Here is a 25,712-nt window from a genome sequence, read left to right on the forward strand (position 1 = left end):
TGACTGCTTCCAACATAACGAATTATATATTCCCTTAAAAAGAGATTGACTTGAAATTATTGGGCAGCCGGGATAAAAAAATCATCCGCATTTTCGGCAATCGGAATATAGAGCCTCTCCCACTCTTTGCTTTTCACCATATCCCAGCTGTGACCGGTTCCTTTAAGGTCTTCAGCAAGAAGAACTACTCCCGGTTTAATCATAAAAGTGGAGCCATCCGTTACTTTAAATCTTATATTTCCTTTGATGGTAATCACATATTGTCTTCTGGGAGCCGGATGTGCATTTTTTTCCCACTCTTCCGTTTTATTGCTCATCCAGAATGTTGTGGTATTCATATGTTTAAGAGTAGGTATTTTTCCTTTTTCAAAAGTGCATGATCCGTCAGGATTATTAATTAATCTTATGGCAGGAATAAACTCAGTGGAGGCTTCCGCAGTGACGCTCAGATGGTTGTGTTTTTTATGCTGTGCATTCATAAATCCTACAGTAGTTACTAATAAAACAAGGCTTAAGCCCTTAATGATGTTTTTCATTATAAATTTAATTTTTTATTTTTAATTATAAACAGTATCGTAAACCAGCATTCTTTCAAAGAATGGTTTATATTTCTGAACCAAAGCCAGATGCTCAGGAAGTTTTCCGTACGCCTCAAGCTCTTCCAGACTATCGAATTCCATAGAAGCATTATAAGTAAATGTACTGTCTAAAACGTTTCTCGGACTGGAAGCTGCGGGTTTTCCGTAACGGAGATTCTTCTGATAAGGAAGCTTTTTAAGGCCTTCAAAAAAATTTTCAAATTCTTTTACTTCAGACTCGGAAAGATCTTTTCTGAGCCAGAACAACAAATAATGGAAGTACATTTTTTTCTTTTTTATAGGATTAAACATGGGTAAAGCAGAGGCAAACATATTTCCTGAAATCAGCAGCAAAGCAGAAGCCTGAACTGAGCGGAATAAAAATTTTCTTCTTTCCATTGTCATTTATTTTAATTAAAATCTATTCTGTATTTAAGGACAAACTGCCATTTCCTGTCAGAAACTACAGCATTGTTTGAAGGATCATTGGTATAAACGGGCCGGTTCTGAGCATCAAAGGTTAAACGGGAAGACATTCCATTCATCAAAAGAGAAACTCCGGCATCATAGATCACTGCATTATCATGAAGCCCTTTCAGGTCTGAAAGCTGCATTCCTACAGCAGGCTGAAGCTGAAGGCTTTTCTTTTCTTTATCCAGATAAGGCAGGGTTCCTCCCAGTTGCACATAATACGTATTCCCGGTTCCGATAACAGGCATTGCATTTCCTGCTCCATTCAGGCTTGCCTGCGTAACCTCTACAGAAGTGGCGGGATTGTTGGTTCCCACATACCGGATATAATTGGGTCCATAATCGTTATGCATTGCCATTCCATAAGCACTTATTGACGTTCCTTTTTCTTTGTTCAGCGGTGCATCGTAAAATAAATCTACCGCAAAGCTTTTCATATCATCATTCACTGTATTCTTACCGGAATCCAGATGCCATAATGCATTGTGGATATAATCAAAACCGGCTCCAAGACTTAGCACATTCTTCTTCCCTACATACGTTCCGGAATTAAAAGGGGTGGAAATATTTTCCTTGTCTAAAAAAGCATATCTGAAATATCCTGAGAAGTCTTTTCCAGGCGAGTTCTTGCTAAAAGAAGCTACATTCAGTTTCGGGTCGGAGGTTGCCATGGTATAGGGATCGGCCACGACCAGACGGTAATCAAACCTACCAAGCTGTCCTTTAATATAGGCGCTCAATTCCCTTACGGTATAATCCGTTGCTCCCGCATTGGAGGTTGCGTAAGCGGGCAGGTCGTATAACAGCGTATTCAATGGTCCTGTAGTAAATCTTGAAAGACCACGCCATGTAGAACGTCCTGCACCAAAAGCAATTTTATCATTAAAAGCATATTCTGCATAAGCATCCAGAAGGTCAAAATAATTACTCCCTTTGGCATTTACGTTCACGTTGGTAGTTCCACCCTGCAATACAAACATCAGCTTTTCTGTTGGCTTATAAGTCATTTTCACACGAACTCTTCTGAGCGAAAGGTCAGACAGATCTGATTTTGCTTCGTTATTGACAAGGCTTCCCGGATTAAGCTGGGTATATCTGGCCCACAATTCTGCATATCCGCTAAAGGAAATATATCTTGAGTGATCTTCATTGAAATAATGAGTCAATCCGGCATTATTAAAATCATTTTTTTCTGGGCTTCTAATTTCCCCATCAATCCCAATAAGGAAAACAACGCAATTGCTGTTTTGAAAGAGGTAGTCTTCATAATTTTTCTATTCTTATCTTTTGTTGATTTCAACGGGACAAAATTAGACCGGGAATGTCCGGACAGGTATTAGAAATCTATTAGAAACCTTATAGAAAACTATTAAAAGGGTTAATGTTTTCTGATAAAAGAAAAATATAAAATACCTTTGTACAGTGCTTGGGGAATAAATGAAAGTCAGGCTTTTAAAACCAAAAAAACATTTAAAAAACCAACACATATCCATAGTATTTCTTTATGAAAATTTTAATTGTAGAAGATAATTCACGTGTTTCAGGTCTTTTAAAAGAGGGCTGGAAAGCCAGCAATATCAGGTGTATATTTCGGAAGATGCAGAAGATGCGATTGTTCTGCTGAATAAAATAACATTTGATCTCGCCATTACGGATATTATGCTCCCAAAAATGAGTGGAATTGATCTGTGTAAACTGATCAAACAGCAATATCCTGACCTTCCCATCATCATGCTTACCGCTCTGGGGACGATTGATGAAAAAATTGAAGGATTTGACGCCGGAGCAGATGACTATATGGTAAAACCCTTTGAGATCCGGGAGCTCTATGTGAGAATCAAAGCTATTCTGCAGAGAAGATCAGCTAAAAATAAGGAAGCATATCTTACCTATCTTGAGTATCATGACCTGAAGATTGATAAGAAATTCAACAGGGTTTTCAGAAACGGAGCGGAAATAGAACTCACTCCCAAAGAATTTAAGCTGCTGGTTTTTCTGGTAAACAATGCGGAAAGAATTCTTACCCGTGAGGAAATTGCAGAAAATGTATGGGGAAATCATTTTGATACCGGAACCAATTATATTGATGTCTATATTGCTTATCTGCGGAAAAAGATTGATAAAAATTTTGATCATAAACTGATTCACACCAAACCCGGAGTAGGATTTATTTTTGCTTCACGATTATGAAAATAGCCACCCGAACAGCACTTATATATTCCATCCTTACGGCAGGCATCTTATTTTTGTTTGCCTATGTTCTTTATTTTGTTTCTGAAAAAAACAGGGAAGATGAATTCAATGACCGGCTGGGATACAAAGTGATCTGGCGTTCAGAATTTATATTTGATGCCAGAATCAGTGATGAAAAAATCCGTGAACTTCACCAGCGTAACCAAAAACTGCTGAATGAAGCAGACATCAGTGTTTACAACAGTAAAAAAGAGCTTACCTTCACAGATATTCCTCCTCTCAAAAGCAATGAAAAATATCTGGATAAAATTATCAGATCCCATAAAAACAGAATATTCTGGCAGCAGGGTGACCGTCAGTATATTGCCATTCAGTTCCGGTCAAACGGAGAAAAATATTATATCATCGGAAGTGCGGTAGATGTCACGGGAAAAGCTCATATTTCGGAGTTTAAAAAAGATATTATTATCATTTACATCAGTTCGATTGTCATCATTTTTATTATAGGATTTCTTTTTCCTATTACACGCTTAAACCTTTAAAGGATATTATTCTCCAGATCCGCGATATTTCAGAGCATAATCTGAATAAACGGCTGGATATTCCCAAGGCAAAAGATGAGATTTATGAACTGACAGAAACTTTTAATTCTACCTTCAACAGGCTCGAAAAATCCTTTAACAACCATAAACAATTTGTTACCACGATCTCACATGAATTCAGGACTCCTCTTTCTACGCTCATTGCAGAACTGGAGCTTGCCAAAGAGCTTAATGTAACATTGGATGATTATAAGCTTTCTATTGACAATGCCCTTCAGGATGCCAATGATGCTTCGGAACTGTCCTCTGCCTTGTTGGATTTCGCCAGAGCCAGCTATGATGTATCGCAGATCAGTTTTACCAATCTGCGCCTGGATGAAATTTTGGCAGAAGCCAAGCTTGCATTGCTGCAGAAAAATGCCGGTTACAAAATCGGAATCAATTATATGGGCAATGCCTCAGACGATGATGAAAACAATTATGATTTCTATGGCAACCCTTACCTGCTGCAGGTTGCTTTTTCGAACTTAATAGAGAATGCCTGTAAATATTCGGCGGACAAAAGCTGTCATATTGAAATAGAAACCAAAACAGAACATATAAAAATCCGTTTTGTTGATCATGGAATCGGTATTTCAGAAAAAGATCTTTCAAAAATTTTTGATCTTTTTTACCGTGGTTCCAATAAGAGTTTCGAAAAAGGAAACGGAATCGGTCTTTCCATTGTAAAAAGAATTGTAGAAATACACGAAGGAAAACTGACAATAGATTCTGAAGTCTCAAAAGGAAGTGTATTTACTGTAGAATTTCCCTCCAAAAAATAAAAAAGCAGTCAGAAACTGACTGCTTTTTTTATGCTTTCAACCATTCTGAAGAAGAAAGATAGTTCTGATCCGGATAATAGATGAAGAGGCAGTTTCGTCCCTTAATGGTATTAATGATAGACTGCGTCAGTTCTCTTGGTACAGCGGGACATCCCCAGCTTCTTCCGATTCTTTTGTGCATGGCTGCAAATGCATCACTTACATAATCCGCTCCATGAAGTACAATTGCTCTTCTGTAGGCGGCATCATTAAAGCCTTTGTCCATTCCAAGCAATTTCAAAGAATATCCGTTATCCCCCTGATAGGTTGCATCTGTGATATAAAATCCCAGGCTGCTCTGCAGCGAACTTTCCCTGTTAGAAAAATTCGTCGCAAATTCTTCGCCTGTGTTTTTTCCGTGTGCCACCAATGAGTTAAACAGAACTTTTTTGTCTTCAAGATCAATTACCCAAAGTCTTTTCATATTAGAAGACATAGAAAAATCGCAGATAGTTAATAAATGCGAGTCCTGGGTAAGCAATCCTGCTTTTTTAAATTTTCATAACCCGTCAATGCTTTTGAGAACACTTCATAATTCAGTTCATGTTCGGGGTCAAATGCGATTGATTGGTACAGTGCTTCTGATGAAGATATGGCTGTTGTGCCCTTCTCAGATTTCGTTTCAGCTACTTTTTCAGTTTTCGTTGTTTTGACATTCTCACTTTTCACCACCACTCTTGGAGAAATGTAGAATGAAGTCGTCACCATGTAAACAAGGCCTAGTACACTATAAAATCCTTTCATTCAATAATATATAAATCCAAATTAGTGGGGCAAAATTATAAAAACATAATTACCAAGGGGTTATAACTCTAAAAAGTTTAACGCTATTTAAGAAACTTTAACGTCCTGATTTTGTGAATTAAAGCAAGTTATTTTTGAGAATCCGGGGCAAATTCCAGACTCACAGAATTCATACAATATCGTAATCCGGTAGGTTTCGGGCCATCATCAAAAACATGCCCCAGATGGGAATCACATCTTTTGCAAAGTACCTCCACTCTGTCCATCCCGTAGGATTGGTCTCTTTTATAATATACGCCTTCTTTATCTGCTTCAAAGAAACTCGGCCAGCCACAGCTGCTGGAAAATTTTGTGGTAGACCGAAAGAGATGATTTCCGCACACAGCGCAATAGTATTCCCCGATTTCATCAAACTCGTTATATTTTCCGGTAAAAGCCCTTTCGGTAGCAGCTTCTCTTGCGATTGCATATAAGTCCGGAGCGAGGATTTCTTTCCATTCTTCATTGGAAACATCAAGTTTTGTGGTATCAGTTCTGGAGTAGTATGGATTGCTTTTTGCTTCTGTATTTTCCATAAGAGTTTTTTTAATAGGTTCATATTTCTGCGTACATGCCTGCAGAAAAAATAATAGGATGAGTGAAACTAAAAATTTCATTACAAATTTTATTGTTTAACCGCAAAAAGTTTGAAGCTTAAAAGCTTTTTTAAGATTAAACGGTTTCATAACCAAATTTAGTAAATTTGAGAATATGAATGACGAAGCAAAAAGAAAACAGCTCAGAAAATATAAAGCATTTGCCACAGGACTATTCGTCCTGATGGCCGTTATTTTCATCGTTACCACTATTTTACAGAAGTCTGACAGCTCTCATTGGGTTGGCTATGTACGGGCTTTTGCCGAAGCAGCAATGGTGGGTGCGCTGGCCGATTGGTTTGCGGTAACGGCGCTCTTCCGTCATCCTCTTGGGCTTCCGATTCCTCATACCAATCTTATTGAAAACAGCAAACAAAGATTAGGGGATAATCTGGGAAGCTTTGTAGTGAGTAATTTTCTTTCTCCACAGAATATCCGTCCCTATATTCAAAAACTCAAAGTATCCAATTTCGCCGGCGAATGGCTTGGGAAAAAGAAAAACCAGGAAATATTACTGAGAAACCTGTCCGATATTGTACTGGATATTCTTAATAAACTGGACGATTCCACGGTGAGCCAGTTTATCAGCAAAAAGGTATCGGAAATGTCAGATGATATTAAGCTCAATAAGGTGGTCGGAAACGGGATTCACTATATTCTTGAAAAAAATGATCATCAGAGAATCATTACCAACCTTTCCAAACAGATCAAAGAATATATCCTTGAAAACGATGAAATGATTAAAGACCGCGTAAAGAAAGGCAGCTACTCCTTCATTCCTTCTTTTGTAGACAATAAAATTGCGGATAAAATTGCCGACGGACTTTCTGATTTTTTCAAAGAAATAGAAGAAAATCCCCAGCATGAAGTAAGGGCATTGATTACACAGAAAATTCATGAATTCTCTGTTGATCTGAAAGAAGATCCTAAATGGGATGAAGAATTTAAAACCATCAAAAACGGTCTCCTGAAAAATGATAAACTGGATGAATATTCCAATGATATCTGGGTTTCTATCAAAAAAACGCTGATGAAAGAACTTCAGGAGGAAAATTCCGCACTGAAGAACTACCTTTCAAAAAACCTGAATGAGTTTGCGCAGAACTTAAAAACAGACGAAAACCTTCAGAATAAAATTGATCATTGGGTTCGTGTGACAGCCTATAAATACATTCTGAAAAATACGCATCAGTTCGGGAGCCTCATCAGTACAACTGTCGGGAACTGGCAGGGAAAAGAGCTCAGTGAAAAACTGGAGCTGGAGGTAGGAAAAGACCTTCAGTTTATCAGGGTCAACGGAACACTTGTAGGAGGCCTTGTAGGGCTGATTATCTACACTATTGCTCACTTTTTCATTTAAAAAACTAAAATCCACGATACTCAGCCATGAAAAAAGTTTTTACTGCATTCTTTTTTGTTTCCTCACATGTGCCCTCTGCCAAAAAGTTGAATTAAAAAAAATAACGGATTCTTCCCAGACATTTACAGGAGAAATCGGAGGAATACCTATTACCATTGAACTCAACTACACAGGCGTGGCAGACTGTGATCAGTATCAACACTATGTGGACGGGTGGTATTATTACGACAAATACAAAAAGAAAATCCCGCTCACCGGTATTTATGATTATTATGGAAGCCTCTCATTATATAATTTCGGAACAAAGCAAAAGCAGAATGCCAGGCTGTTAAAGGAGCAGATCACCTCTATGCAGAAAGTTGCGCAAACAGATGAAATAGCACAGAAGCTGGCTCCCCGGGAGTCTATACTATTTGGAAACCTCAACACTAACAGCAACCCGATTTCCGGACATTTTTATATAGGCAAAAAAGAGCAGCCGGTAAAATTATTTACAGGCAATGCTATGATCTACCGCCTCAACAACTATCTGTATTTACCCAATAATAAAAAGATCAATACGTACGACTTTATCAATAAAGCAGGAGGAAATGAACTGATTTCCTATGCATCCGGGAAAAACGGAAACAGGGTGCTTCTTTATTTTGAGCAAACTTCCAACTTTAATGCCTGCGGGCGATGTGGTGCAAGCGAAGGAGAAAAAGGTTACAGGGTTCTGTATTTTACAAAAGACTGGAATTATAAAAATTATGAAGAATTCCTGATTGAAAGCTGCCTGGAAAATATGTATGACGTTACCAAAACAAAATCCAAAGATAAACAAACCATTACCTATACAATAGGAAAATCCGAAAGCACTCCGGCCCATACACTTACTGTTGATCTGAAAAATGCATCCGTGGTAAAGTCCAAATAAAAGAGAGCCCTATAGACTCTCTTTTATTTTATCTCGGTAATCTGCCTGCTCTTTTCAGAAGTTCCTGATTGATCTCATTGATCAGAGCCGGCCCTTCATAAATAAATCCGGTATATAACTGAATAAGGCTTGCTCCTGCATCTAATTTCTCCATAGCGTCTTTTGCCGAATGTATTCCTCCTACTCCAATGATCGGGAATGCCCTGTTGCTTTTATCAGAAAGATATTTGATCATTTTCGTACTTCTCTCACGGATAGGTTTTCCGCTCAGGCCTCCGTTTCCAATCTGTTCTAAAACTTCCGGAGAAGTTTTCAGACCTTCCCTGTTCACTGATGTATTGGAAACTACGATACCATCAATTTTTGTTTCAGCAATCAGCTCAATGATTTCGTCTAATTGGTTGTTATTAAGATCCGGTGCAATTTTCAGGAGTATAGGCTTCTGTACCGCTTTTGACTGGTTTATTTTTTTCACTTCCGTAATCAGCTCTCTCAGATAGTCTACATCTTCAAGTTTCGCATGGCTTCCTACATTCGGGCAGCTTACATTCAGTACAAAATAGTCTACATGAGGATGAAGACCTTCAAAGCAGTCCAGGTAGTCCTGGGTATAGTTTTCCGGACTTGTATCTGTATTTTTCCCGATGTTTCCACCGATAATTATTTTTCCTTTGTTGGATTTCAGTTTTTCAATAGCTGCTTCCAGGCCATCATTATTGAATCCCATTCTGTTGATGATTCCCCCATCTTCAATAAGGCGGAATAATCTTTTTTAGGATTTCCGGCCTGCGCTCTTGGAGTTACGGTTCCGATTTCCACAAATCCGAAACCTAAATCTGCCAGTTCATTGAACAAGACAGCGTTTTTATCGAAACCGGCAGCCAGTCCTACAGGATTTTTAAATTTCAATCCGAAAACTTCTCTTTCCAGACGTTTGTCTTCAACAGGTTTTGGGAAAAATAATTGAGTCAGAAATCCAAAATTCTTAAGTACCGAAAAGGTAAAGTGATGAACATCTTCGGGATCGAATTTGAAAAGAACCGGACGAATGAGCGATTTGTACATTGAAAAAAGTTTTACAAAATTACTCATTTTAAAATTAATGCCCGATTGATGTATGATATTTTATCGAAATGTTTGATACATAGCATCTATAAAACCTAAAACTTTTTCTAATCATTGAGATTATCTAAACGCTATGATTAGAAACACCATCCTGCCAAGGTTTAAAACCTTGACAAGGATATTTAAAATCTTAAGGTTGTAATTATCGTGAAAGGTTAAGAATATGAGCTCAGATCAAAATTCAGGATATCTCCTATTCTTTTGAACTCTTCATCTATAGTGGCGTTTACTGTAATTCTTTCATTGGAAATGGGATGATTAAAAATCAACTGATGGGCGTGAAGCGTCATTTTGCTGATGCCAAATGTCTGAAGCCACAACTTATTCTGTTTATTGCAGCCATGCTTACGGCAGCCTAAAATAGGATGCAGAATATGTTTAAAATGCTTTCTCAGCTGATGAAATCTTCCCGTTTCAGGAATGGCTTCTACCAAAGAATATCTCGAAGTCTGATGTTTTAAAAATGGCAGATCTATTTCCGAAATCTGCAAACGGCGATAATTTGTAACGGCATTTTGTCTGACTTCATTTTCATTAACCAAATCATAATCAATCGTTTCCACTTCTTTTGTCCAGCCGCGAAGGATGGCCAGATATTTCTTCTCTACTTCGCGTGATGAAAACTGCTCGCTCATGATTCTAAGGGTATCTTTATCTAAAGTGAACAACAGAACACCCGATGTTTTCCGGTCTAACCGATGTACGGGATACACTTTTTGCCCAATCTGCTTCTTCAGCTCCTGAATAGCATATGTATCGGCTTCTCCTGCATAAAAAGATTTATGAACCAGTAGTCCGCTGGGTTTATTAATGGCAATAATATGCTCATCGCGATAAAGAATTTCTAACATGGGGCAAAAGTAGAGGTTTTTGATTATTCCTCAAACGTAAGATGCTCATTAAAAAACGGCAGCATCTGATTTTCAATTCTTCCGTTTTCTTTGCTCACTTCACTGCCGTGTGTCCCTATATATTCTTCTGCTTCATGTTTTATTTTCAGCATTTCAAGATTTTTGCTCAGGTTCATACAGCTTATGGGAATATGTTTTAATTCGTCATTCCTTCCCCAGTCAAATTTTATAGCCTTCAGTTTTTTAATATTTTCATAATGGGAGAAAATCAATTCTGAGGTAGAGTTTTTCTTTAATTCCTGGGCAACAGCAGCATTCACTTTCAATTCATCACCTTCAAAAGAATAAGGGAAATCGGCATAGAAAGGAGGTTTATTTTCATTTCCGTTATAAGCTCTTGCTATGGCGAAAATAATATTGGTTCTTGCATGCTCCCGTTTTGAAAGATCCGAAATATCTTTAATACTATTCAGATTTTTATACAGGTCAATTTCATTGAGGGTAAAAAACTGGGCATCAATAATTCCGGGAGAAAGTGCATAGACAGAAGAAAAAACTTCGGGATGCAGAAAAGCATTCCGCAATGCTCCGTTTCCTCCCATAGAATGTCCGCTAATTCCGCGGCTTTCTTTATCAGCAATGGTTCTGTAATTTTTATCAATAAAATTCACCAGTTCAATGGAAGTAAAATCTGACCAGTTTCCGGAAGATTTTGAATTGGCATAAAAGCTTCCTTTGAAAACCGTGCTTTCATCAGGCATGACCATAATAACAGGCTTAACTTTTTTAGCATTAATGGCACGGTCAATAATATGATTCATTTTATCTCTGCTCACCAATAAACTGTCACTCCAGAAAAAGCCATGCAGGAAATAAATAACAGGATATCTTTTTGAAGATTTTTCATAATTCGGCGGCAGATAAATTGTCACTCTGCGCTTAGGATTTTCCCCGGCTTTATTTTGTAAGGTTCTGGCTGTAATATAAGCTGTCACCACTTTTCCTTCCGGAATTTTCTGTGCCCAAAACAACTGAGACAGAAAAACAAAAATTAAAATGAGAAAGGCTGATCTTTTCATTGCAAAATTTTAAGTCAGTTCAAATGTCGGTAAATTGTCTCAAAATAAGAATATAATGATGGAGATTTTATTCCTGCCTGATTAGCCCTGATTGCAGCGGCATCCTTTTGCGGAACGAAGTGGAGCAAAAGATACAGCGGAGAGCAGGTTCCCGGCTTCTGAAATCACAAAAGTGACTATTTACACTTTTATTTACTGCTTTTTTTGTTCATTTTCATGATTTTGGAATCCAAATTCCTATTTTTGCACATCAGACGTAAAAAAATTATGGCAAAGCAAGAAGATGTTTTCAAGAAAGTGATTTCTCACGCTAAAGAATATGGTTTTATTTTCCCATCGAGTGAGATCTATGATGGTTTATCCGCTGTTTATGATTATGGACAGAACGGTGCTGAACTTAAAAATAATATCAAACAATACTGGTGGAAAGCTATGGTACAGCTTAACGAAAATATTGTAGGTATTGATTCGGCAATTCTGATGCACCCGACAACATGGAAGGCATCCGGCCACGTAGACGCTTTCAACGATCCACTGATTGACAATAAAGATTCTAAGAAACGTTTCAGAGCAGACGTTCTGGTAGAAGATTACTGTGCTAAAATTGAAGATAAAGAGAACAAGGAGATTGAAAAAGCAGCGAAAAGATTCGGGGATGCTTTCGATAAGGATCAGTTTGTTGCTACCAATCCCAAAATCATTGAATATAGGGCAAAAAGAGAAGCTATTCTTTCAAGACTGGCAAAGTCTCTGGAAAATGAAGATCTTGCTGATGTAAAAGCTTTGATTGAGGAGCTTGAAATTGCAGATCCTGATACAGGCTCTAAAAACTGGACAGAAGTGAGACAGTTCAACCTGATGTTCGGAACAAAGCTGGGAGCTTCTGCTGACAGTGCTATGGATCTTTATCTGAGACCTGAAACAGCTCAGGGTATTTTCGTTAACTTCTTAAACGTACAAAAAACTTCACGTCACAAGCTTCCTTTCGGTATTGCACAGATCGGTAAAGCATTCAGAAATGAGATTGTTGCAAGACAGTTTATCTTCAGAATGCGTGAATTCGAACAGATGGAAATGCAGTTCTTTGTAGCTCCGGGAACAGAACTTGAATTCTACGAGCAGTGGAAGCAAAAACGTCTGAACTGGCACAGAGCTTTAGGTTTGGGAGACGAGAACTACAGATTCCACGATCATGAGAAGCTTGCTCACTATGCGAATGCTGCAGCTGATATTGAATTTAACTTCCCATTCGGATTTAAAGAATTAGAGGGGATCCACTCAAGAACAGATTTCGACTTAAAGGCACATGAAGAATTCTCAGGAAGAAAGCTTCAGTTCTTCGATCCTGAAAGAAACGAAAACTATGTACCTTATGTAGTGGAAACTTCTGTAGGTTTAGACAGATTATTCCTTTCTATTTTCTCACATTGCTTAAGAGACGAAGTATTGGAAGACGGTTCAGAAAGAACTGTTTTATCGCTACCTCCTGCATTGGCGCCAATTAAAGCAGCTATTCTTCCATTGATGAAGAAAGACGGCTTAGCAGAATATGCAGAAAAGATCTTCAATGACCTGAAATATGATTTCAACTTATTCTACGAAGAGAAAGATGCGATAGGAAAACGTTACAGAAGACAGGATGCCATCGGTACTCCATACTGTATCACAGTGGATCACGACTCTCTTGTTGATCACACCGTAACGATCAGAGACAGAGACACAATGCAGCAGGAAAGAGTTCCTGTTTCAGAATTGAGACGCATCATTGATGAGAAGACGAACTTCAGAAATTTACTTTCTCAATTATAGTTTAAAAAGCCCTGGTTCAGGGCTTTTTTATTTTTTATCAACATATCTGTTAATTTATTACTTTTATCCCTCAAATTTTAACCATGAAAAAAATAACACTAATGGTGTTTGGGCTGATCCAGACCTTTGCTTTTTCCCAGACCCAGGACCTGACAACGCTAGCTGCCGGGGATCATGTGGGAATGAATGCTCTATTTGATGATAAAGACAATCTTTACGGCTACGTTTCTCTATATTCTTACGGAAAATCCGGTGACAAGACCAAAAAGTTCGAGTATGTGATACTGGACAAAAACCTCAACCCTGTTGCCAATAAAGAATTTGAAGGAGACATTACGGCTGCCTCTTATTTAGGATATGTCGATTTCAAAGGACAGATTATCCTAAAGCCTTCCATGATGGATTATTCCCTTGTAAAAAGCAAAGAAATATTCACTCCGGTTTCTATGGTGATCGATCCAAAAACCAACTCCATTACCAGAAAAATATATTATGATTATCTGGAAAACGGTACTTTCAAAGAGATCAATGAGCCAAAGAGCTGGAAAGAACAGCGCAAAGAGAACCGTGACGAGAAGAAAGAAAAAGGTTACAACTATGTTTCTGCCGTTGGAGAACTGAAAGAAGGCGGTTATTTTGCTATTGAATACAAAGATTACGGCAAGTATGAGAACGGCAACAGCCTGATGAAGTTTGATGAGAATAAAAAAGAAGTCTGGAGATATAACTATAATACAGACGGAAGCAAAAAAATTCACACTTCTTTATCTGTTCTAGAAAGAGATGAGAAGTATATGTACTGTATCATGAAGAAGGTCAATGACAAGCAGAAAACATTCAGCCTTATGGTCCTGGATATGAAAACGGGTAAAGAAACGTCCAACAAACCCGTTACAGGATTATCTGATGATACGATAGACAATATTGAATCTTTTTACTCAGGATACCGAAAGCTTGACAATGATAAAACCTTTGATGATAAAGTAGTTCTTTTGGGAAGAAATTATGATAATTCCGAATCTGTAGGATTTGCAAGAATGATCCTCAATAAATCTGACTTTTCTGTTGATACGAAAGCCATCAATTACGAGCCTAATATCTCCGCTTTCCTTCCCAAAGTGGATAAATATGGAATGGTAGAAAGCGGCTACATGCTTCAGACCAAAGACATGTACTTTATGAACGATGGAAGTGTCGGTATTTTATCAGAAAAATATAAACCTGCAGGCCAGTACAATGCTCCGAAAACCACTGATCTTGTTTACATCTATACCGATAAAGATTTCAAGGTGAAAAATGTTCAGGTCTTTGAAAAGGAAAAATCAAAGTGGGTAAACAGCGATTATCTGTTTTCGCAATACCTCAACGGAGGAAAAGATGTAGTGTTTTTCTACCGCGATTATCAGAAAGATGAAGTAACGAAACAGAAAAGGTGGAATCTGTTTATCAATACTATTATTGACGGAAAATTCAAACAGGAGATTATCCCGATTTCTGAAAAAGACAATTATGCCGTAACTCCGTATGTAGGAAAAGAAGGCTATATCCTGCTTCGTGAGTATAATGAGAAGGAAAAGTTTAATAAGATCCGTCTGGAGAAATTAAATTACTAAAATAATAAGAACCCTGACGAAACGTCAGGGTTCTTTCTTTTATGTTTGGCTAAAGCCAGTGGAATTTTTTATTATTTCAAAAACGGGCTAAAGCCCGTTCCTATTGATATTTCATCAGAAATACTTAAAATCAGTTTACTTTTGCCAGGGTCTCATTCGTTTGATAAAAATCTGCTATATTTTTTATTTCGTCAAGACTTAAATTCCACATAAAGTTCAGGAACTGCTGGTAACTTTCGCTTTGATTTTTAGGTTCTATCCTGTCAAGATACCGGTTCAGGTTATAATTTTTTCTCGCCTCGTATATTTTGGTAAAGCATTTTCCCAGCCAGCTTTTATAATATTTTTCTTCCTCTTCATCCTGCAAAAACTGCATGGCAGCATAAATTCCTAATCCATAATCTTCCGAGTGGAAATAATTGGGTAAAATCTCCATCCTTGCTGTTTTCTGTAATGCGGCAAACAGATCAGAAGGTTTTTCAGAAGCAGCGGGTGTTTTCAGTTCAGCAAATGTCTTTTTAAGCATTTCTATCCTTCTGGAAACTTCAGGATGTGATGCCAGGGAATCTTTGTTCAGCTTTTCTTTGTAAAAATTGTAGTTATACAGTGAGAAGTCTTCCTTTTTCATCCATTTTTCATTGAATGCCTGTCTGGGGAGATTAAATAGTTTTTTATAAGTTTCCACCTTTAATTCCCTTGGAGAGATCGTATCAAAATCCTGTAATCTCTGAAGAGCGTTTACAAATTCTGTTTTCCTGAAATCACTGTTTTTAAAAATAACATACCCTAAAGAATCTGCCTGTATTTCATTTTGTCTTCTTTCCACGCTTTTCTTGTAGACTCTGTTTTTAAAAATATCGAAAGCCTTTTGGTTCTGGCCCTGGCTTCTGCTTGTCGTAGTAGACTTTATATTATCAACCACGATTTTATCCAGCTTATCCTGTTCGATGATTTTTAAAAAGGTTTTCAGGGAATGTTCTTCTATTTTATGTCCCAGTTCATGGGAAATCACTGCAGCAATCTGTTCCTCATTATTCAGCCAGCTGTACAATCCCATATTGATGACGAAAGTTCCGTCTGCAAGGCAATAAGCATTAGGAGTATTGTCCTTTGCAATCAGAATTTTCAGATCTTGTGGAATTTTAGGATTATTCTTTTTCAGACGTTGAATCATAGATTGTATGCTGGCTTCAAATTCAGATTTGAAAATGAAATCCTTATTCTTCACCTGCTTTTCAAAGTCAGTTCCGAATTCTTTATAGATCTTGGATAATTCTGAGCCCGTTTTCCCGGAATACTGCGCCTTCAGTCTCTTTACAGTAGCTTCATTATTCCCTTCAAAATTCTTCAAAAATGTTTTTCTCTGTATATAATCTGCAGTATCTATCGGCTTATACATCTGGGCTATTCCAATGATCGAAAATAGAAAGCAACCCAATACAAAAAGTTTTCTGGTCATAGTTTTCATCAATAAGAACAAAAATAACGTATTTGTGGGTTCATTTTAAATTTTATAGCCAAATTATTCTAAATTTGTTAAAGACCCATTCATGAAAAAATGAGAATACTGAAGTATATGATAGGCGGAGCTGTGGCAGGTGCAGCTGCTGCTTATTTTCTGGGATATGATTATTTATTTAATGGTATTTCCAAAACCTATCTGAAAGGAAAATCAAGTGCCTACATTGATGACGGAAATCTTTTCCCGAGCAACCCTGTTGCTACTGAAGAACCCAGACTCTGGGAGGAAGATCCCGGCTACAACAAAAAAGAATTACCGAAACATTTAGTTGAAAACTTAAACCATTCCAGAACAGCAGCTTTTGTGGTGATCAGGAATGGAAAAATCCTTCATGAACAGTATTGGGGCGGCTACAATCAGTTATCACAAACCAATTCTTTTTCGATGGCCAAAGCAGTGACGGTAATGCTATTGGGAAAGGCTCTGGAAGAAGGCATTATTCCGGATATTGATGAAAAGCTGTCGGATTTTTACCCGGAATTTAAAAATAAAGTATTCGGAAATCAGGTTACACTTAAAAATTTAGCACAAATGGAAGCCGGACTGGACTGGGATGAAAATTACAACAATCCTTTTCTTCCCAATGCCAAGGCTTATTATGGCAAAAGCCTTATAAAAGCGGTATTCTCAAGGAAATTTAAAGAAGAACCGGGAACCAGATTTGAATACCAGAGCGGTTCTACACAGCTTCTTGGCTTTGCTGTCCGAAAAGCGCTGAACCAACCATTGGCAAGCTATTTATCAGAAAAATTCTGGATCCCTTTGGGAATGGAACAAAATGCCAAATGGAGCACAGATGATTACGGCATAGAAAAAGCCTATTGTTGTATTCATTCCAATGCAAGAGATTTTGCCAAACTTGGACAACTGTTTCTGGATAACGGGAAGGCCGGTGATCATCAAATTCTTAACGCGGACTTTATTGAAAAGATGAGAACCCCTACAGAAAAGTCTGAAAACATTTATGGTATGGGACTTTGGATTAATCATGACAATCCGGTCAAACATTATTATTTCCTCGGATTGCAGGGACAGTATATCATTATGGTTCCGGAACATCATATTGTTATTGTAAAAACCGGAAGCTATCCCAACAATCCTAAAAATGACAGAGGAAGACCTGACCAGGTAAAATTCCTTGTAAATGAAATTGTAGAACTATTCCAATAAACAGCATGGAAAAGCACAGCATAAACGTTGATGAATACATTGAAAAATCTCCTGATTTTGCAAAACCTATCTTACATTATCTCCGTGAAATCATTCACGAAGCCTGTCCCGATGCGGAAGAAGCCATCAAATGGAAATTTCCTACGTTCATGTATAAAGGGAAGATTTTATGTTCCATCACCGCTTTCAAGCAATATTGCAGTATGGGATTCTGGCTGCATCAGGAAATGAAAACGTTACAGGAAATAGAAACAACTGCTGAAAAAAGTTCAATGTTCAGCTTAGGAAAAATAACCCGTCTTGAAGATCTTCCATCCCCATCTCAGCTGAAAAGAGCCATTAAAGAAGCCATGGAACTTACAGACATGGGCGTAAAGATGAAAAAAGCACCTCCATCCAAAATAGAAATGGAGGTTCCTGATTATTTTCAGTCAGCTCTAAATGCCCGGCCTAAAACGCTGGAAATTTTTAAAAAGCTTCCCCGTCCTTCAGAAAGGAATATATTTCCTGGATCACGGAGGCTAAAACAGAAGCCACCAGAAATAAAAGAATGGAACAGGCTCTGGAATGGATAGCCGAAGGCAAAGGAAGAAACTGGAAATATGAAAGGAAGTAATCTTAATTACACATCGGGGTGTTTAAGCTTTCATTATTTTACCATAAAAGGCACAAAGTTTTAAATACTTCAATTTTTCAGAACCAAACCTTATACATAATAAGTACACCTAAGTTTGTGAAAATCTTTGATTTTCATCTGAGCTTTTCTGCGGTATTATTTTACACTTACTTAAGTGAACTCAGGTGTTTAAAATGATACCTTTTATGACGCTGTGGTTTTGTAAAGTTTAAACAACTTTATCATTATTCTGAACTTAAAATTCCTGAAGGTAGGCAACAAGCTCAGTATATGATATATTTTGTCCTTGCTTCAATATTTTTCCGGTTTCAGATTCCTCAATAATGATATCATAATGTCCGGTTTGAGAAAAATCAAATGTTGAAATATAGATGACAACATTTCCTTTTTGCATCCCTAAAGCTTCATTATCGGCATCCCAATAATCAACAAGCTTATATCCATAAAAGTCTTTCCGGGACAGCTCATCCAATAAATAACTGATTTTAAATGTTTTATTTTCCACTCAAAAAAAAATAGTAAAAAGGAAAAATAAGCAGAGTTTTTAAATTAAAATAATTCCTAATGGAATCTGAAATTGGCTTCCGGTAATGTATTCTTTTTCAGGAAGGCTTCATATTCCGGGGATAGCTTTGCACGGCCGAAAGTATTTTCCCCACTCATGCTTCCCAGGCGAACTTTATCCTTTCCAAATTTCCGGTTCATGGCATCCATTGCTTTCATTACGGGAAGATGCTGGTTTTGTATATCTTCTTCAAAAAGGCTGATCTGTCTCTGATCTTCAGGTACAAAGTCATTGACCATCACTCCTGCCCTTTTATAATGAAATCCTTCTCTGTAAATTGCTTCAAAAAGCTCGTTAACCACTCTCCCAATGAGAATGGATGAATTCGTAGGATTGGAAAGAATCCTTGTCATAGCATTTTTATACTCAGGCAGATCTTTTCTGAAACGGTTGGTCTGCACAAAAACGGTAATCATTTTACAGCAGGTATTCTGCTTCCTCAGCCTTTCTGAACAATACATTCCAAAGGTTTCCACCCGTTCCCGGACTTCCTCTTTTTTGGTAAGCATCTGCATAAAGCTTCGGGTAACCGCTATAGATTTTTTAGGGGAAGGAGCGTCCAGTTCCAGTTGACGGATTCCTCTCAGCTCGTTGATCATTCTTACTCCATGAATTCCCATGATCTTCCGAACCCACATTTCAGGTTTCTGAAGAAGATCCCAGGCTTTATACACTCCGCTGTCATTCATTTTGGCGGCAAGCCTTCTCCCGATTCCCCAGACATCTCCTATATTGAGCCATTTCAAAGCTTTTTCTATCTTTTCAGGAGTATCTAAAATATAAACTCCGTTAAATTTCTCAGGAAAATCTTTCACAATTCTGTTGGCTACTTTACATAAAGTCTTGGTAGGTGCAATTCCTATACTTACAGGGATATTTTCCTTTTCTCTGATCTCTTCTTTAATTTTAAAGCAGTATTCATAAATATCGATATACTTAAATCCTGTTAAATCAAGAAAGAGCTCGTCAATACTGTAAACTTCATGATCAAGAACATAGGATTTGGCAATATTGATGACCTGCTGGCTTTTATAATTATACAATTCAAATTTTGCAGAAAAGCTTTTTACGTCATGCTTCTGAAAAAGCTCTTTGTACTTGAATGCAGGAGCTGCCATCGGAATTCCAAGATCTTTTGCTTCCTTACTTCTGGATACAACGCATCCATCGTTGTTGGAAAGAACCACAACGGGTCTGCCTTCAAGATCGGGATCCAAAGTCCTTTCACAGGAAACAAAAAAATTGTTACAGTCTACCAGAGCATACATGACAATTGTATCAAATATCTGTACAAAATTATAGTTTTTAGGGAATAAAATAATCTTTTAATCCATAATTAACATCATATTTAACAATCTGAAAAACAAATGAATAAAATTTTTAAATACGACATGTTTTGTCGCATAAGCGCTTTAATTTTGTTTTCAAAAACATTATCATGATGCCCGTCAAATCATTCTCAAGCGCTCTTCCTCAAGGTCAATCTGATAAAGCTGATGGCGGATAATTTCTTCATTCACGGAAATATCTTTATTGAGTTCTGAAAGAAACTGTCTCTGGCTTTCCAGCATTTCAAAGAAGATATCTTTTGTTTTTTCATTCATCCACTCTGTTTCATCAGTCTGTATTTTTTCCTCCCAGTGTTTCAGCATTCTTTCTAATCCTGCATGGCTGTTCAGTTCACTTTCATGTTTATTTTTAAGGAAATGATAAATGTGCTGTTTCAGTTTCTGTTTTATTTCTTCCCTGGCCCGTTTGTCTTTCTCTTCATCTGTAAAGTCATCAAATATATGTCCGTATTTTATAAGGTATGGCAATGTGAGCCCCTGAACAAGTAATGTAAGCAGGATCACGACAAAAGTAATAAACAGGATAAGGTTTCTGTTGGGAAAAGGAAGTCCGTTTTCAAGAGTAATCGGAATCGCCAGTGCAGCGGCCAATGAAACAACACCTCTCATACCGGTCCATCCAAGCATAAGAGGCATCAGCAAACGTCTCCTTCTGGAAGAAACACGGGGGCAACACCTGGCCGGAAAATCAAAGTGGCCAGCATTGCGGCATAGGAACTTATAATTCTGGCAGCAATCAGAATACCGGTCACCAATATCCCATATTGAATGGCTGTTCTCAAAGGAATGCCTTCGGACCTCAGACCGCCAACAATTTCAGGAAGCTCAAGTCCGATCATTAAGAATACAATACCATTCAGAATGAAAACAAAACTCTCCCATACACTATAACCTCTTATACGGCTGGTACTATTTAAGAATATCATCCGTCTGCCTGACATATATAAACCTCCGCAGACTACAGCCAGGACGCCGGAAGTATGAAACTGTTCTGCAATCCAATACATCAGGTAAGGCTCAATAAGTGTCAATGCAATATCTGAAGAAGCATCTGTAGGAAGCCTCCTGTGAGCCTGTACAAAAAGCCATGCCAATACTAACCCGATTGCTGCACCTCCTGTTACCATCCATAAAAAATTCAACGATGCTTCCTGCCATATAAACTGGCCGGTTCCTGCCGCAATTAAAGCAAAACGGAATATAATCAGTGACGAAGCATCATTCAGCAGGCTTTCTCCTTCCAGAATAGCAGATGTAGCAGATGGTATTTTTACAAACTTCATAATCGCTCCTGTACTTACTGCATCAGGCGGAGATACAATTCCTCCCAGCAGAAATCCGAGCGCGATAGTAAACCCGGGTATAAAGTAATTAGCGGTCACTGCAACGGCAAGTGCGGTGAAAAAGACCACTAAAAAGGCAAAGCTTCCAATGATACGCCACCATCTTTTCATTTCTTTAAAAGAAATGGACCAGGCCGCTTCAAACAGCAAAGGGGGTAAAAAAATAAAGAAAATGAGGTCCGGATTGATCTTTACCACCGGGAGGCCGGGCACAAAACTAACGAGAAGCCCAAATACGACAAGCAAAATAGGATAAGCAATTTTTAATTTTGCCGCCCACATATTCAGCAGCACGATGGCGGCTATCATGGCAAGTAGAAAAGGTAAGATGGTATGCATTTGATATTGTGTTTTTATCCGTCATATTTACTACTTCTATTTGGTTTTTAAAAATTTAAAGCAATTTTTTCTGTTCTGCATATTTATCCCCTGAGGATGAGTGTTCTGGAATTGTAAACGAATTTCTAATAAAACACGTCAAGTTTCGTCGCTTCCATGTTATACTTTTGTCCTGTAACAAAATAAGAAATATGGACAAAGTAACCTTAGAACGAATTCAGAAACTTCACCCGCTGGTAAGAGATGAAGTGAAGCAAATAATACAGGAATGTGACGAAGCCCTGACCGGCAGAGCCAAAATACGGATCACCCAGGGCTTAAGGTCTTTTGAAGAGCAGGAAAAGCTGTATGCAATCGGAAGAATTACTTCAGGAAAAAAGGTAACCAATGCTAAAGCAGGACAAAGCATCCACAATTATGGTCTTGCTGTAGACATCTGCCTGATGATTGACGGAAAAACAGCAAGCTGGGACACTGTAAAAGACTGGGATAATGACAAAGTTGCTGACTGGTATGAATGTGTAAAAATTTTTGCCCGTCACGGCTGGGACTGGGGCGGAAACTGGAAGACATTTAAAGATCTCCCCCATTTTGAAAAAAAGAATATTCCATCTAAAAAAGGTTCCGTAAAAACAAGCTGGAGAATGCTTTTAAAGATGCCAAGAGATAAGCAGGGTTATGTTATTTTTTAACCATTGTTGATTTAAGATTAAAAAAACCAATAAACACATAACAATATGGTTTACAGTTCTATTTTTTAATAAAATTAATTAAAAATATTTATAATACGACAAGTTCTGACGCTTCCTCCATCTATATTTGCTTTATAAGAAAAACACCAAAAGCATCCTTATAATAAGCTGAAACCAATAGACATTTTTTCGGAAATCTATTGGTTTTACTTGTCTAAAGCTGCTGAATGTTTCTTCTAAAAAATGAAAAAATAACATGAAAAAGACAACCATTCTTTCTTTGGACGGAGGCGGAATAAGAGGAATTATTACCTGTATTATTCTGCGTTACATAGAAGAACAGCTCCAGTATTATGATAAACCCACGGCAAAGCTCGGGGATTATTTTGACCTGGTGGCAGGCAGCAGTACCGGAGGTCTGATTGCTTCTATTATTCTGTGTCCCGACGAAACCCGAAAAGCAAAATATTCTATCCAGAAAGGATTGGAATTATATGCGGAAAAGGGCGGCGATATCTTCCAGGTTTCCTTTTGGGAAAAACTGGTTAATCCATTCGGATTATTGAATGAAAAAATTCCACAGGAATCACTTGAAAGGAATTTAAATGACTTTTTTGGAAATTTGGAATTAAAAGAATTAATAAAACCATGTTTAATAACAAGTTATGATATAGAGAACAGAAGGGCAAAGCTTTTCAACTCATGGAAGGCCCATCTCAGCACAGATAATTTTTACGTAAAAGATGTCTGCAGGGCCACCTCAGCTGCTCCCACCTACTTCAGCCCTGTTCAGATTAAATCTATGTACGGGCAGATCTTCAGCCTGATAGACGGTGGTATGTTTGCCAATAATCCCGCGCTATGTGCGTATGCAGAAGCCAGAAAAATTCCCTTCGCAGAAGTGCTGAGAAACCATCAGAAAGCCAATCATCCGGGAGTAAATGATATGATTATTGTTTCCATCGGAACAGGAATAGAAGCAAGACCTTACTCCTTTAAAAAACTGCAGAAAGCAGGAAAAATAGGCTGGGTAAATCCTATTATTGATATTTTGATGTCTGCCAATGCAGAAACGGTAGATTATCAGCTGGGGCAAATGTTTCAGACGTTGGGATTCAGAAATCAAAAAAACTATTACCGTTTGAACCCCTCACTGAAAAATGCTTCCCCGGCAATGGATAATGTGAGAAGATCCAATATTGAGAACCTGATACAAGCCGGATTAAGCTATATTGATGACAACAGGGATACCCTGAACCAGATTGTTCAGAAACTCATCAAAAATAAAATATAAGCTATTTACCTTATAACAATCTCATATAAGCTTTAAAGATTATATTTTAAAATTAGAAAATCTTTTTAAACACGTCAAGTTTTGTCGTTTCGCCCCATTACCTTTGGAGTATCAAAAAAGACACAAAACAATCATCCATAAAAACTTTTAAAAAGCCTTTGAATTCAACATTCCCTTATGCTGAACAGCCCGAAATATGTTCAAAATACAACCAACACCCAATTACACAAAACATGGAAACACCAGATCACAAAACAGATACCCTCTTCGATGAAGACCTCTATACCATAGAATGGAGCGATATCGAAAATGCTGAGATGGATTATGAAAACTATCTCAATGACATTGAAAACTTTTTCAGAGAAGATTTTGAAGAAGGCCTACTTGAAGAAGATATTTTTTAAGTAAAGATTTAAAAACACGACAAGTTCTGACGCTGTCCGGTATTACCTTTATAATCTACGAACAGTAATCTCATCAAACATTTCCAACACCTTTTGAATTCATCATTCACAAAATGCTGGACAGCCGGAACTATGTCTGAAAATATAGTAACAATGAAACTGCTAAAAAGGCAGGACATATAATCAATTTATTAACCAACAAATCACACAACATTTTATGAAAACAAAAGAAGAACTCAGGCTCTATTTTGAAAATGGAGATATCCCAAGGCAGGAAGACTTTTGGGAATGGCAGAACTCTTACTGGCATAAAGATGAGAAAATTGATATGCAGAAGGTTTCAGGATTAGAAAACGGCACATTCAACCTGCTCTATGCTGAAATGGATGTCGAAAAGAATGCTTCATTGGCATTCTTTATGAAAAGAAAAATAATTATAAAACCAGGAACACTAAGCATTCCAAAAAACTTTGGCGGAGGCTTAGGAATTACTGAAATACAAATTCCGGACACCTTACTAAGTATTCAGGAAAGCGCATTTTCAGGAAGCGGCTTAACTGCGTTGGAACTCCCTGGCCGTGTAACAGATATCCAGAGCTGGGCTTTTTTCGGCAACAGATTAACCTCTTTAATTATTCCGGATAGTGTCACCAGCATTGGCATTCAGGCATTTGCAGGAAATCAGTTAACAGAAGTACATCTTCCAAAAGGAATAACACTTGTTTCACAAGGTGCATTCACAGGTAATAAACTAATGTCCGTTGAGATTCCAAATGGAGTCACAGAGATTAAATCTGATGCTTTCCGCAGCAACCAGCTGACCTCGGTATCTATTCCCAACAGTGTTCTCAATATTGAAGCAGGAGCATTTTTAAACAACAAACTAACAGAGGTTGTATTGGGAGAAAACACACAATATCACTCGTATTCTTTTGATACCGGAGTACAGGTAACAGGAGGAAAACCAATCAATTAAATTTTTATACAAATGAAAACAAAAGAAGAATTAAAAAAATATTTCGAAAACGGAGATATTCCGGTACAGGAAGATTTCTGGGCTTTGATGGACTCATACTGGCATAAGGATGAGAAGATTTCCAAAGCGCTATTGATTCAACAGAAAAAGTAATGCCTTTTATTATTGATGAAGTAATTCTGGGAAATGCATTATCCATTTCTATTCCTGAAAATGTAAAAAATCAAGCAAGGCGCTTTTCAGTACTCAGGAATGGATTATCAAATCATTGAAGTAAACTTTAGTGAAGGGATTGAAGAAATTGAAGTCGGAGCATTTCAAGGCCAAAATATAAAGAAAATCAAGACACCTTCTACTTTAAAAGTTATTGGTGGTGCTGCTTTTTCCAATCAATCAAATGGGGTGAATGGCTCAGATTCATTGGAAGAAATCAACTTCAATGAGGGTCTAACAACAATTGGAGATTATGCTTTTGACTGCCCCAGAGCAACTGTTATTGAAAACTTGTACATTCCAGGCACAGTAACCTCTGTCGGACAAAATGCATTTGCAATCCCTTCGTTAAAAACAGTTTCTGCTCCTGCAGGATTAGATTTAAGCAATGCAGGAATCCCTGCCACAGCCACAATTACCTATAGATAA

Annotated in this window: 25 protein-coding genes and 4 pseudogenes; 16 read left to right on the forward strand and 13 right to left on the reverse strand. The window is 37.7% G+C overall.

Features of this window, described 5'->3' with window-relative positions; genetic code table 11:
- Positions 1–56: 56 nt before the first annotated feature.
- From OWR28_RS22315 to OWR28_RS22325, 3 genes are read right to left on the reverse strand one after another with little or no spacing between them, the layout of a single operon-like run.
- Positions 57–536: a hypothetical protein gene (locus tag OWR28_RS22315; protein ID WP_332388579.1), complete on the reverse strand. Its 480-nt coding sequence runs from the start codon at positions 534–536 to the stop codon at positions 57–59.
- Positions 537–557: 21 nt separating this feature from the next.
- Positions 558–977, reverse strand: a complete 420-nt coding sequence (locus OWR28_RS22320; RefSeq protein ID WP_332388580.1) for a Dabb family protein — start codon at positions 975–977, stop codon at positions 558–560.
- Positions 978–988: 11 nt separating this feature from the next.
- Complete coding sequence (locus OWR28_RS22325; protein WP_332388581.1) at positions 989–2,215, reverse strand: porin; 1,227 nt, start codon at positions 2,213–2,215, stop codon at positions 989–991.
- 338 nt (positions 2,216–2,553) lie between these two features.
- On the opposite strand from OWR28_RS22325, the pseudogene OWR28_RS22330 reads away from it, so the two are divergent.
- The 3 genes and pseudogenes from OWR28_RS22330 to OWR28_RS22340 all read left to right on the forward strand — a co-directional run bounded on the left by OWR28_RS22330 (position 2,554) and on the right by OWR28_RS22340 (position 4,608).
- Positions 2,554–3,239, forward strand: a pseudogene (locus tag OWR28_RS22330) (response regulator transcription factor).
- Complete coding sequence (locus tag OWR28_RS22335) at positions 3,236–3,784, forward strand: hypothetical protein (RefSeq protein ID WP_332388583.1); 549 nt, start codon at positions 3,236–3,238, stop codon at positions 3,782–3,784. Before OWR28_RS22330 ends, OWR28_RS22335 begins: the two are co-directional and overlap by 4 nt.
- A 26-nt stretch (positions 3,785–3,810) precedes the next feature.
- Entirely contained in the window at positions 3,811–4,608 is a 798-nt protein-coding gene (locus OWR28_RS22340; RefSeq protein ID WP_494168530.1) for a HAMP domain-containing sensor histidine kinase, read from the forward strand.
- 28 nt (positions 4,609–4,636) lie between these two features.
- On the opposite strand, the pseudogene OWR28_RS27275 reads toward OWR28_RS22340, so the two are convergent.
- Positions 4,637–5,391: pseudogene (locus tag OWR28_RS27275) on the reverse strand (murein L,D-transpeptidase catalytic domain family protein).
- A gap of 128 nt (positions 5,392–5,519) precedes the next feature.
- Entirely contained in the window at positions 5,520–5,966 is a 447-nt protein-coding gene (gene msrB, locus OWR28_RS22355; RefSeq protein ID WP_494168511.1) for a peptide-methionine (R)-S-oxide reductase MsrB, read from the reverse strand.
- 175 nt (positions 5,967–6,141) lie between these two features.
- Here msrB and OWR28_RS22360 point away from each other — a divergent pair, with 175 nt between their 5' ends.
- Together OWR28_RS22360 and OWR28_RS22365 are read left to right on the forward strand one after the other, a co-directional pair.
- The gene (locus OWR28_RS22360; RefSeq protein WP_332388587.1) at positions 6,142–7,386 is read left to right on the forward strand and encodes a DUF445 domain-containing protein; all 1,245 of its coding nucleotides are present in this window, start codon (positions 6,142–6,144) and stop codon (positions 7,384–7,386) included.
- A gap of 175 nt (positions 7,387–7,561) precedes the next feature.
- Positions 7,562–8,302: a hypothetical protein gene (locus OWR28_RS22365; RefSeq protein WP_332388588.1), complete on the forward strand. Its 741-nt coding sequence runs from the start codon at positions 7,562–7,564 to the stop codon at positions 8,300–8,302.
- Positions 8,303–8,330: 28 nt separating this feature from the next.
- Here OWR28_RS22365 and OWR28_RS22370 read toward each other — a convergent pair.
- From OWR28_RS22370 to OWR28_RS22380, 3 genes and pseudogenes are all read right to left on the reverse strand, one after another.
- A pseudogene (locus OWR28_RS22370) lies at positions 8,331–9,367 on the reverse strand (quinone-dependent dihydroorotate dehydrogenase).
- 215 nt (positions 9,368–9,582) lie between these two features.
- Positions 9,583–10,278, reverse strand: coding sequence for a pseudouridine synthase (locus OWR28_RS22375; RefSeq protein ID WP_332388589.1), 696 nt, complete (start codon positions 10,276–10,278; stop codon positions 9,583–9,585).
- Positions 10,279–10,301: 23 nt separating this feature from the next.
- Positions 10,302–11,357 (reverse strand): alpha/beta hydrolase-fold protein, encoded by a 1,056-nt coding sequence (locus tag OWR28_RS22380; RefSeq protein ID WP_332388590.1) that lies wholly within the window; start codon positions 11,355–11,357, stop codon positions 10,302–10,304.
- Positions 11,358–11,624: 267 nt separating this feature from the next.
- Here OWR28_RS22380 and OWR28_RS22385 point away from each other — a divergent pair, with 267 nt between their 5' ends.
- Positions 11,625–13,166, forward strand: coding sequence for a glycine--tRNA ligase (locus OWR28_RS22385; RefSeq protein WP_332388591.1), 1,542 nt, complete (start codon positions 11,625–11,627; stop codon positions 13,164–13,166).
- Between the two features lie 83 nt (positions 13,167–13,249).
- Positions 13,250–14,779 carry a hypothetical protein gene (locus OWR28_RS22390; RefSeq protein ID WP_332388592.1) on the forward strand — a complete coding sequence of 510 codons (1,530 nt, stop codon included), beginning with the start codon at positions 13,250–13,252 and terminating at the stop codon, positions 14,777–14,779.
- Positions 14,780–14,909: 130 nt separating this feature from the next.
- Here the strand turns inward: OWR28_RS22390 and OWR28_RS22395 are convergent, their stop codons facing one another.
- Positions 14,910–16,238 carry a M48 family metalloprotease gene (locus OWR28_RS22395; protein WP_332388593.1) on the reverse strand — a complete coding sequence of 443 codons (1,329 nt, stop codon included), beginning with the start codon at positions 16,236–16,238 and terminating at the stop codon, positions 14,910–14,912.
- Positions 16,239–16,337: 99 nt separating this feature from the next.
- On the opposite strand from OWR28_RS22395, the gene OWR28_RS22400 reads away from it, so the two are divergent.
- From OWR28_RS22400 to OWR28_RS22410, 3 genes and pseudogenes are all read left to right on the forward strand, one after another.
- Positions 16,338–17,471, forward strand: coding sequence for a serine hydrolase (locus OWR28_RS22400; RefSeq protein WP_332388594.1), 1,134 nt, complete (start codon positions 16,338–16,340; stop codon positions 17,469–17,471).
- A 5-nt stretch (positions 17,472–17,476) separates the two neighbouring features.
- A pseudogene (locus tag OWR28_RS22405) lies at positions 17,477–17,773 on the forward strand (DUF1801 domain-containing protein); the annotation flags it as partial.
- A 209-nt stretch (positions 17,774–17,982) separates the two neighbouring features.
- A complete protein-coding gene (locus OWR28_RS22410) occupies positions 17,983–18,087 on the forward strand; it encodes a YdeI/OmpD-associated family protein (protein WP_332388992.1) in 105 nt (34 codons plus the stop codon).
- A gap of 256 nt (positions 18,088–18,343) precedes the next feature.
- Here OWR28_RS22410 and OWR28_RS22415 read toward each other — a convergent pair whose 3' ends face one another.
- The 4 genes from OWR28_RS22415 to OWR28_RS22430 form a co-directional block, all read right to left on the reverse strand.
- Entirely contained in the window at positions 18,344–18,613 is a 270-nt protein-coding gene (locus OWR28_RS22415; protein WP_332388595.1) for a hypothetical protein, read from the reverse strand.
- Between the two features lie 56 nt (positions 18,614–18,669).
- Positions 18,670–19,941 carry a Y-family DNA polymerase gene (locus OWR28_RS22420; protein ID WP_332388596.1) on the reverse strand — a complete coding sequence of 424 codons (1,272 nt, stop codon included), beginning with the start codon at positions 19,939–19,941 and terminating at the stop codon, positions 18,670–18,672.
- 180 nt (positions 19,942–20,121) lie between these two features.
- Positions 20,122–20,658, reverse strand: a complete 537-nt coding sequence (locus OWR28_RS22425; RefSeq protein WP_332388597.1) for a cation:proton antiporter domain-containing protein — start codon at positions 20,656–20,658, stop codon at positions 20,122–20,124.
- Entirely contained in the window at positions 20,658–21,704 is a 1,047-nt protein-coding gene (locus tag OWR28_RS22430) for a cation:proton antiporter domain-containing protein (protein ID WP_332388598.1), read from the reverse strand. The genes OWR28_RS22425 and OWR28_RS22430 overlap by 1 nt, the downstream gene beginning before the upstream one ends.
- A gap of 191 nt (positions 21,705–21,895) precedes the next feature.
- On the opposite strand from OWR28_RS22430, the gene OWR28_RS22435 reads away from it, so the two are divergent.
- The 6 genes from OWR28_RS22435 (at position 21,896) to OWR28_RS22460 (ending at position 25,712) form a co-directional block, all read left to right on the forward strand.
- Positions 21,896–22,396, forward strand: coding sequence for a M15 family metallopeptidase (locus OWR28_RS22435; RefSeq protein ID WP_332388599.1), 501 nt, complete (start codon positions 21,896–21,898; stop codon positions 22,394–22,396).
- Positions 22,397–22,652: 256 nt separating this feature from the next.
- The gene (locus OWR28_RS22440) at positions 22,653–23,690 is read left to right on the forward strand and encodes a patatin-like phospholipase family protein (protein WP_332388600.1); all 1,038 of its coding nucleotides are present in this window, start codon (positions 22,653–22,655) and stop codon (positions 23,688–23,690) included.
- Between the two features lie 233 nt (positions 23,691–23,923).
- Entirely contained in the window at positions 23,924–24,094 is a 171-nt protein-coding gene (locus OWR28_RS22445) for a hypothetical protein (protein WP_332388601.1), read from the forward strand.
- A gap of 217 nt (positions 24,095–24,311) precedes the next feature.
- The gene (locus tag OWR28_RS22450; RefSeq protein ID WP_332388602.1) at positions 24,312–25,070 is read left to right on the forward strand and encodes a leucine-rich repeat domain-containing protein; all 759 of its coding nucleotides are present in this window, start codon (positions 24,312–24,314) and stop codon (positions 25,068–25,070) included.
- Positions 25,071–25,082: 12 nt separating this feature from the next.
- On the forward strand, positions 25,083–25,223 hold the full coding sequence (locus OWR28_RS22455) for a hypothetical protein (protein ID WP_332388603.1): 141 nt from the start codon (positions 25,083–25,085) through the stop codon (positions 25,221–25,223).
- 69 nt (positions 25,224–25,292) lie between these two features.
- Positions 25,293–25,712: a leucine-rich repeat domain-containing protein gene (locus OWR28_RS22460; protein ID WP_332388993.1), complete on the forward strand. Its 420-nt coding sequence runs from the start codon at positions 25,293–25,295 to the stop codon at positions 25,710–25,712.

This window comes from Chryseobacterium sp. 1B4 (assembly GCF_036631475.1).
In the GTDB taxonomy this organism is placed as follows: domain Bacteria; phylum Bacteroidota; class Bacteroidia; order Flavobacteriales; family Weeksellaceae; genus Chryseobacterium.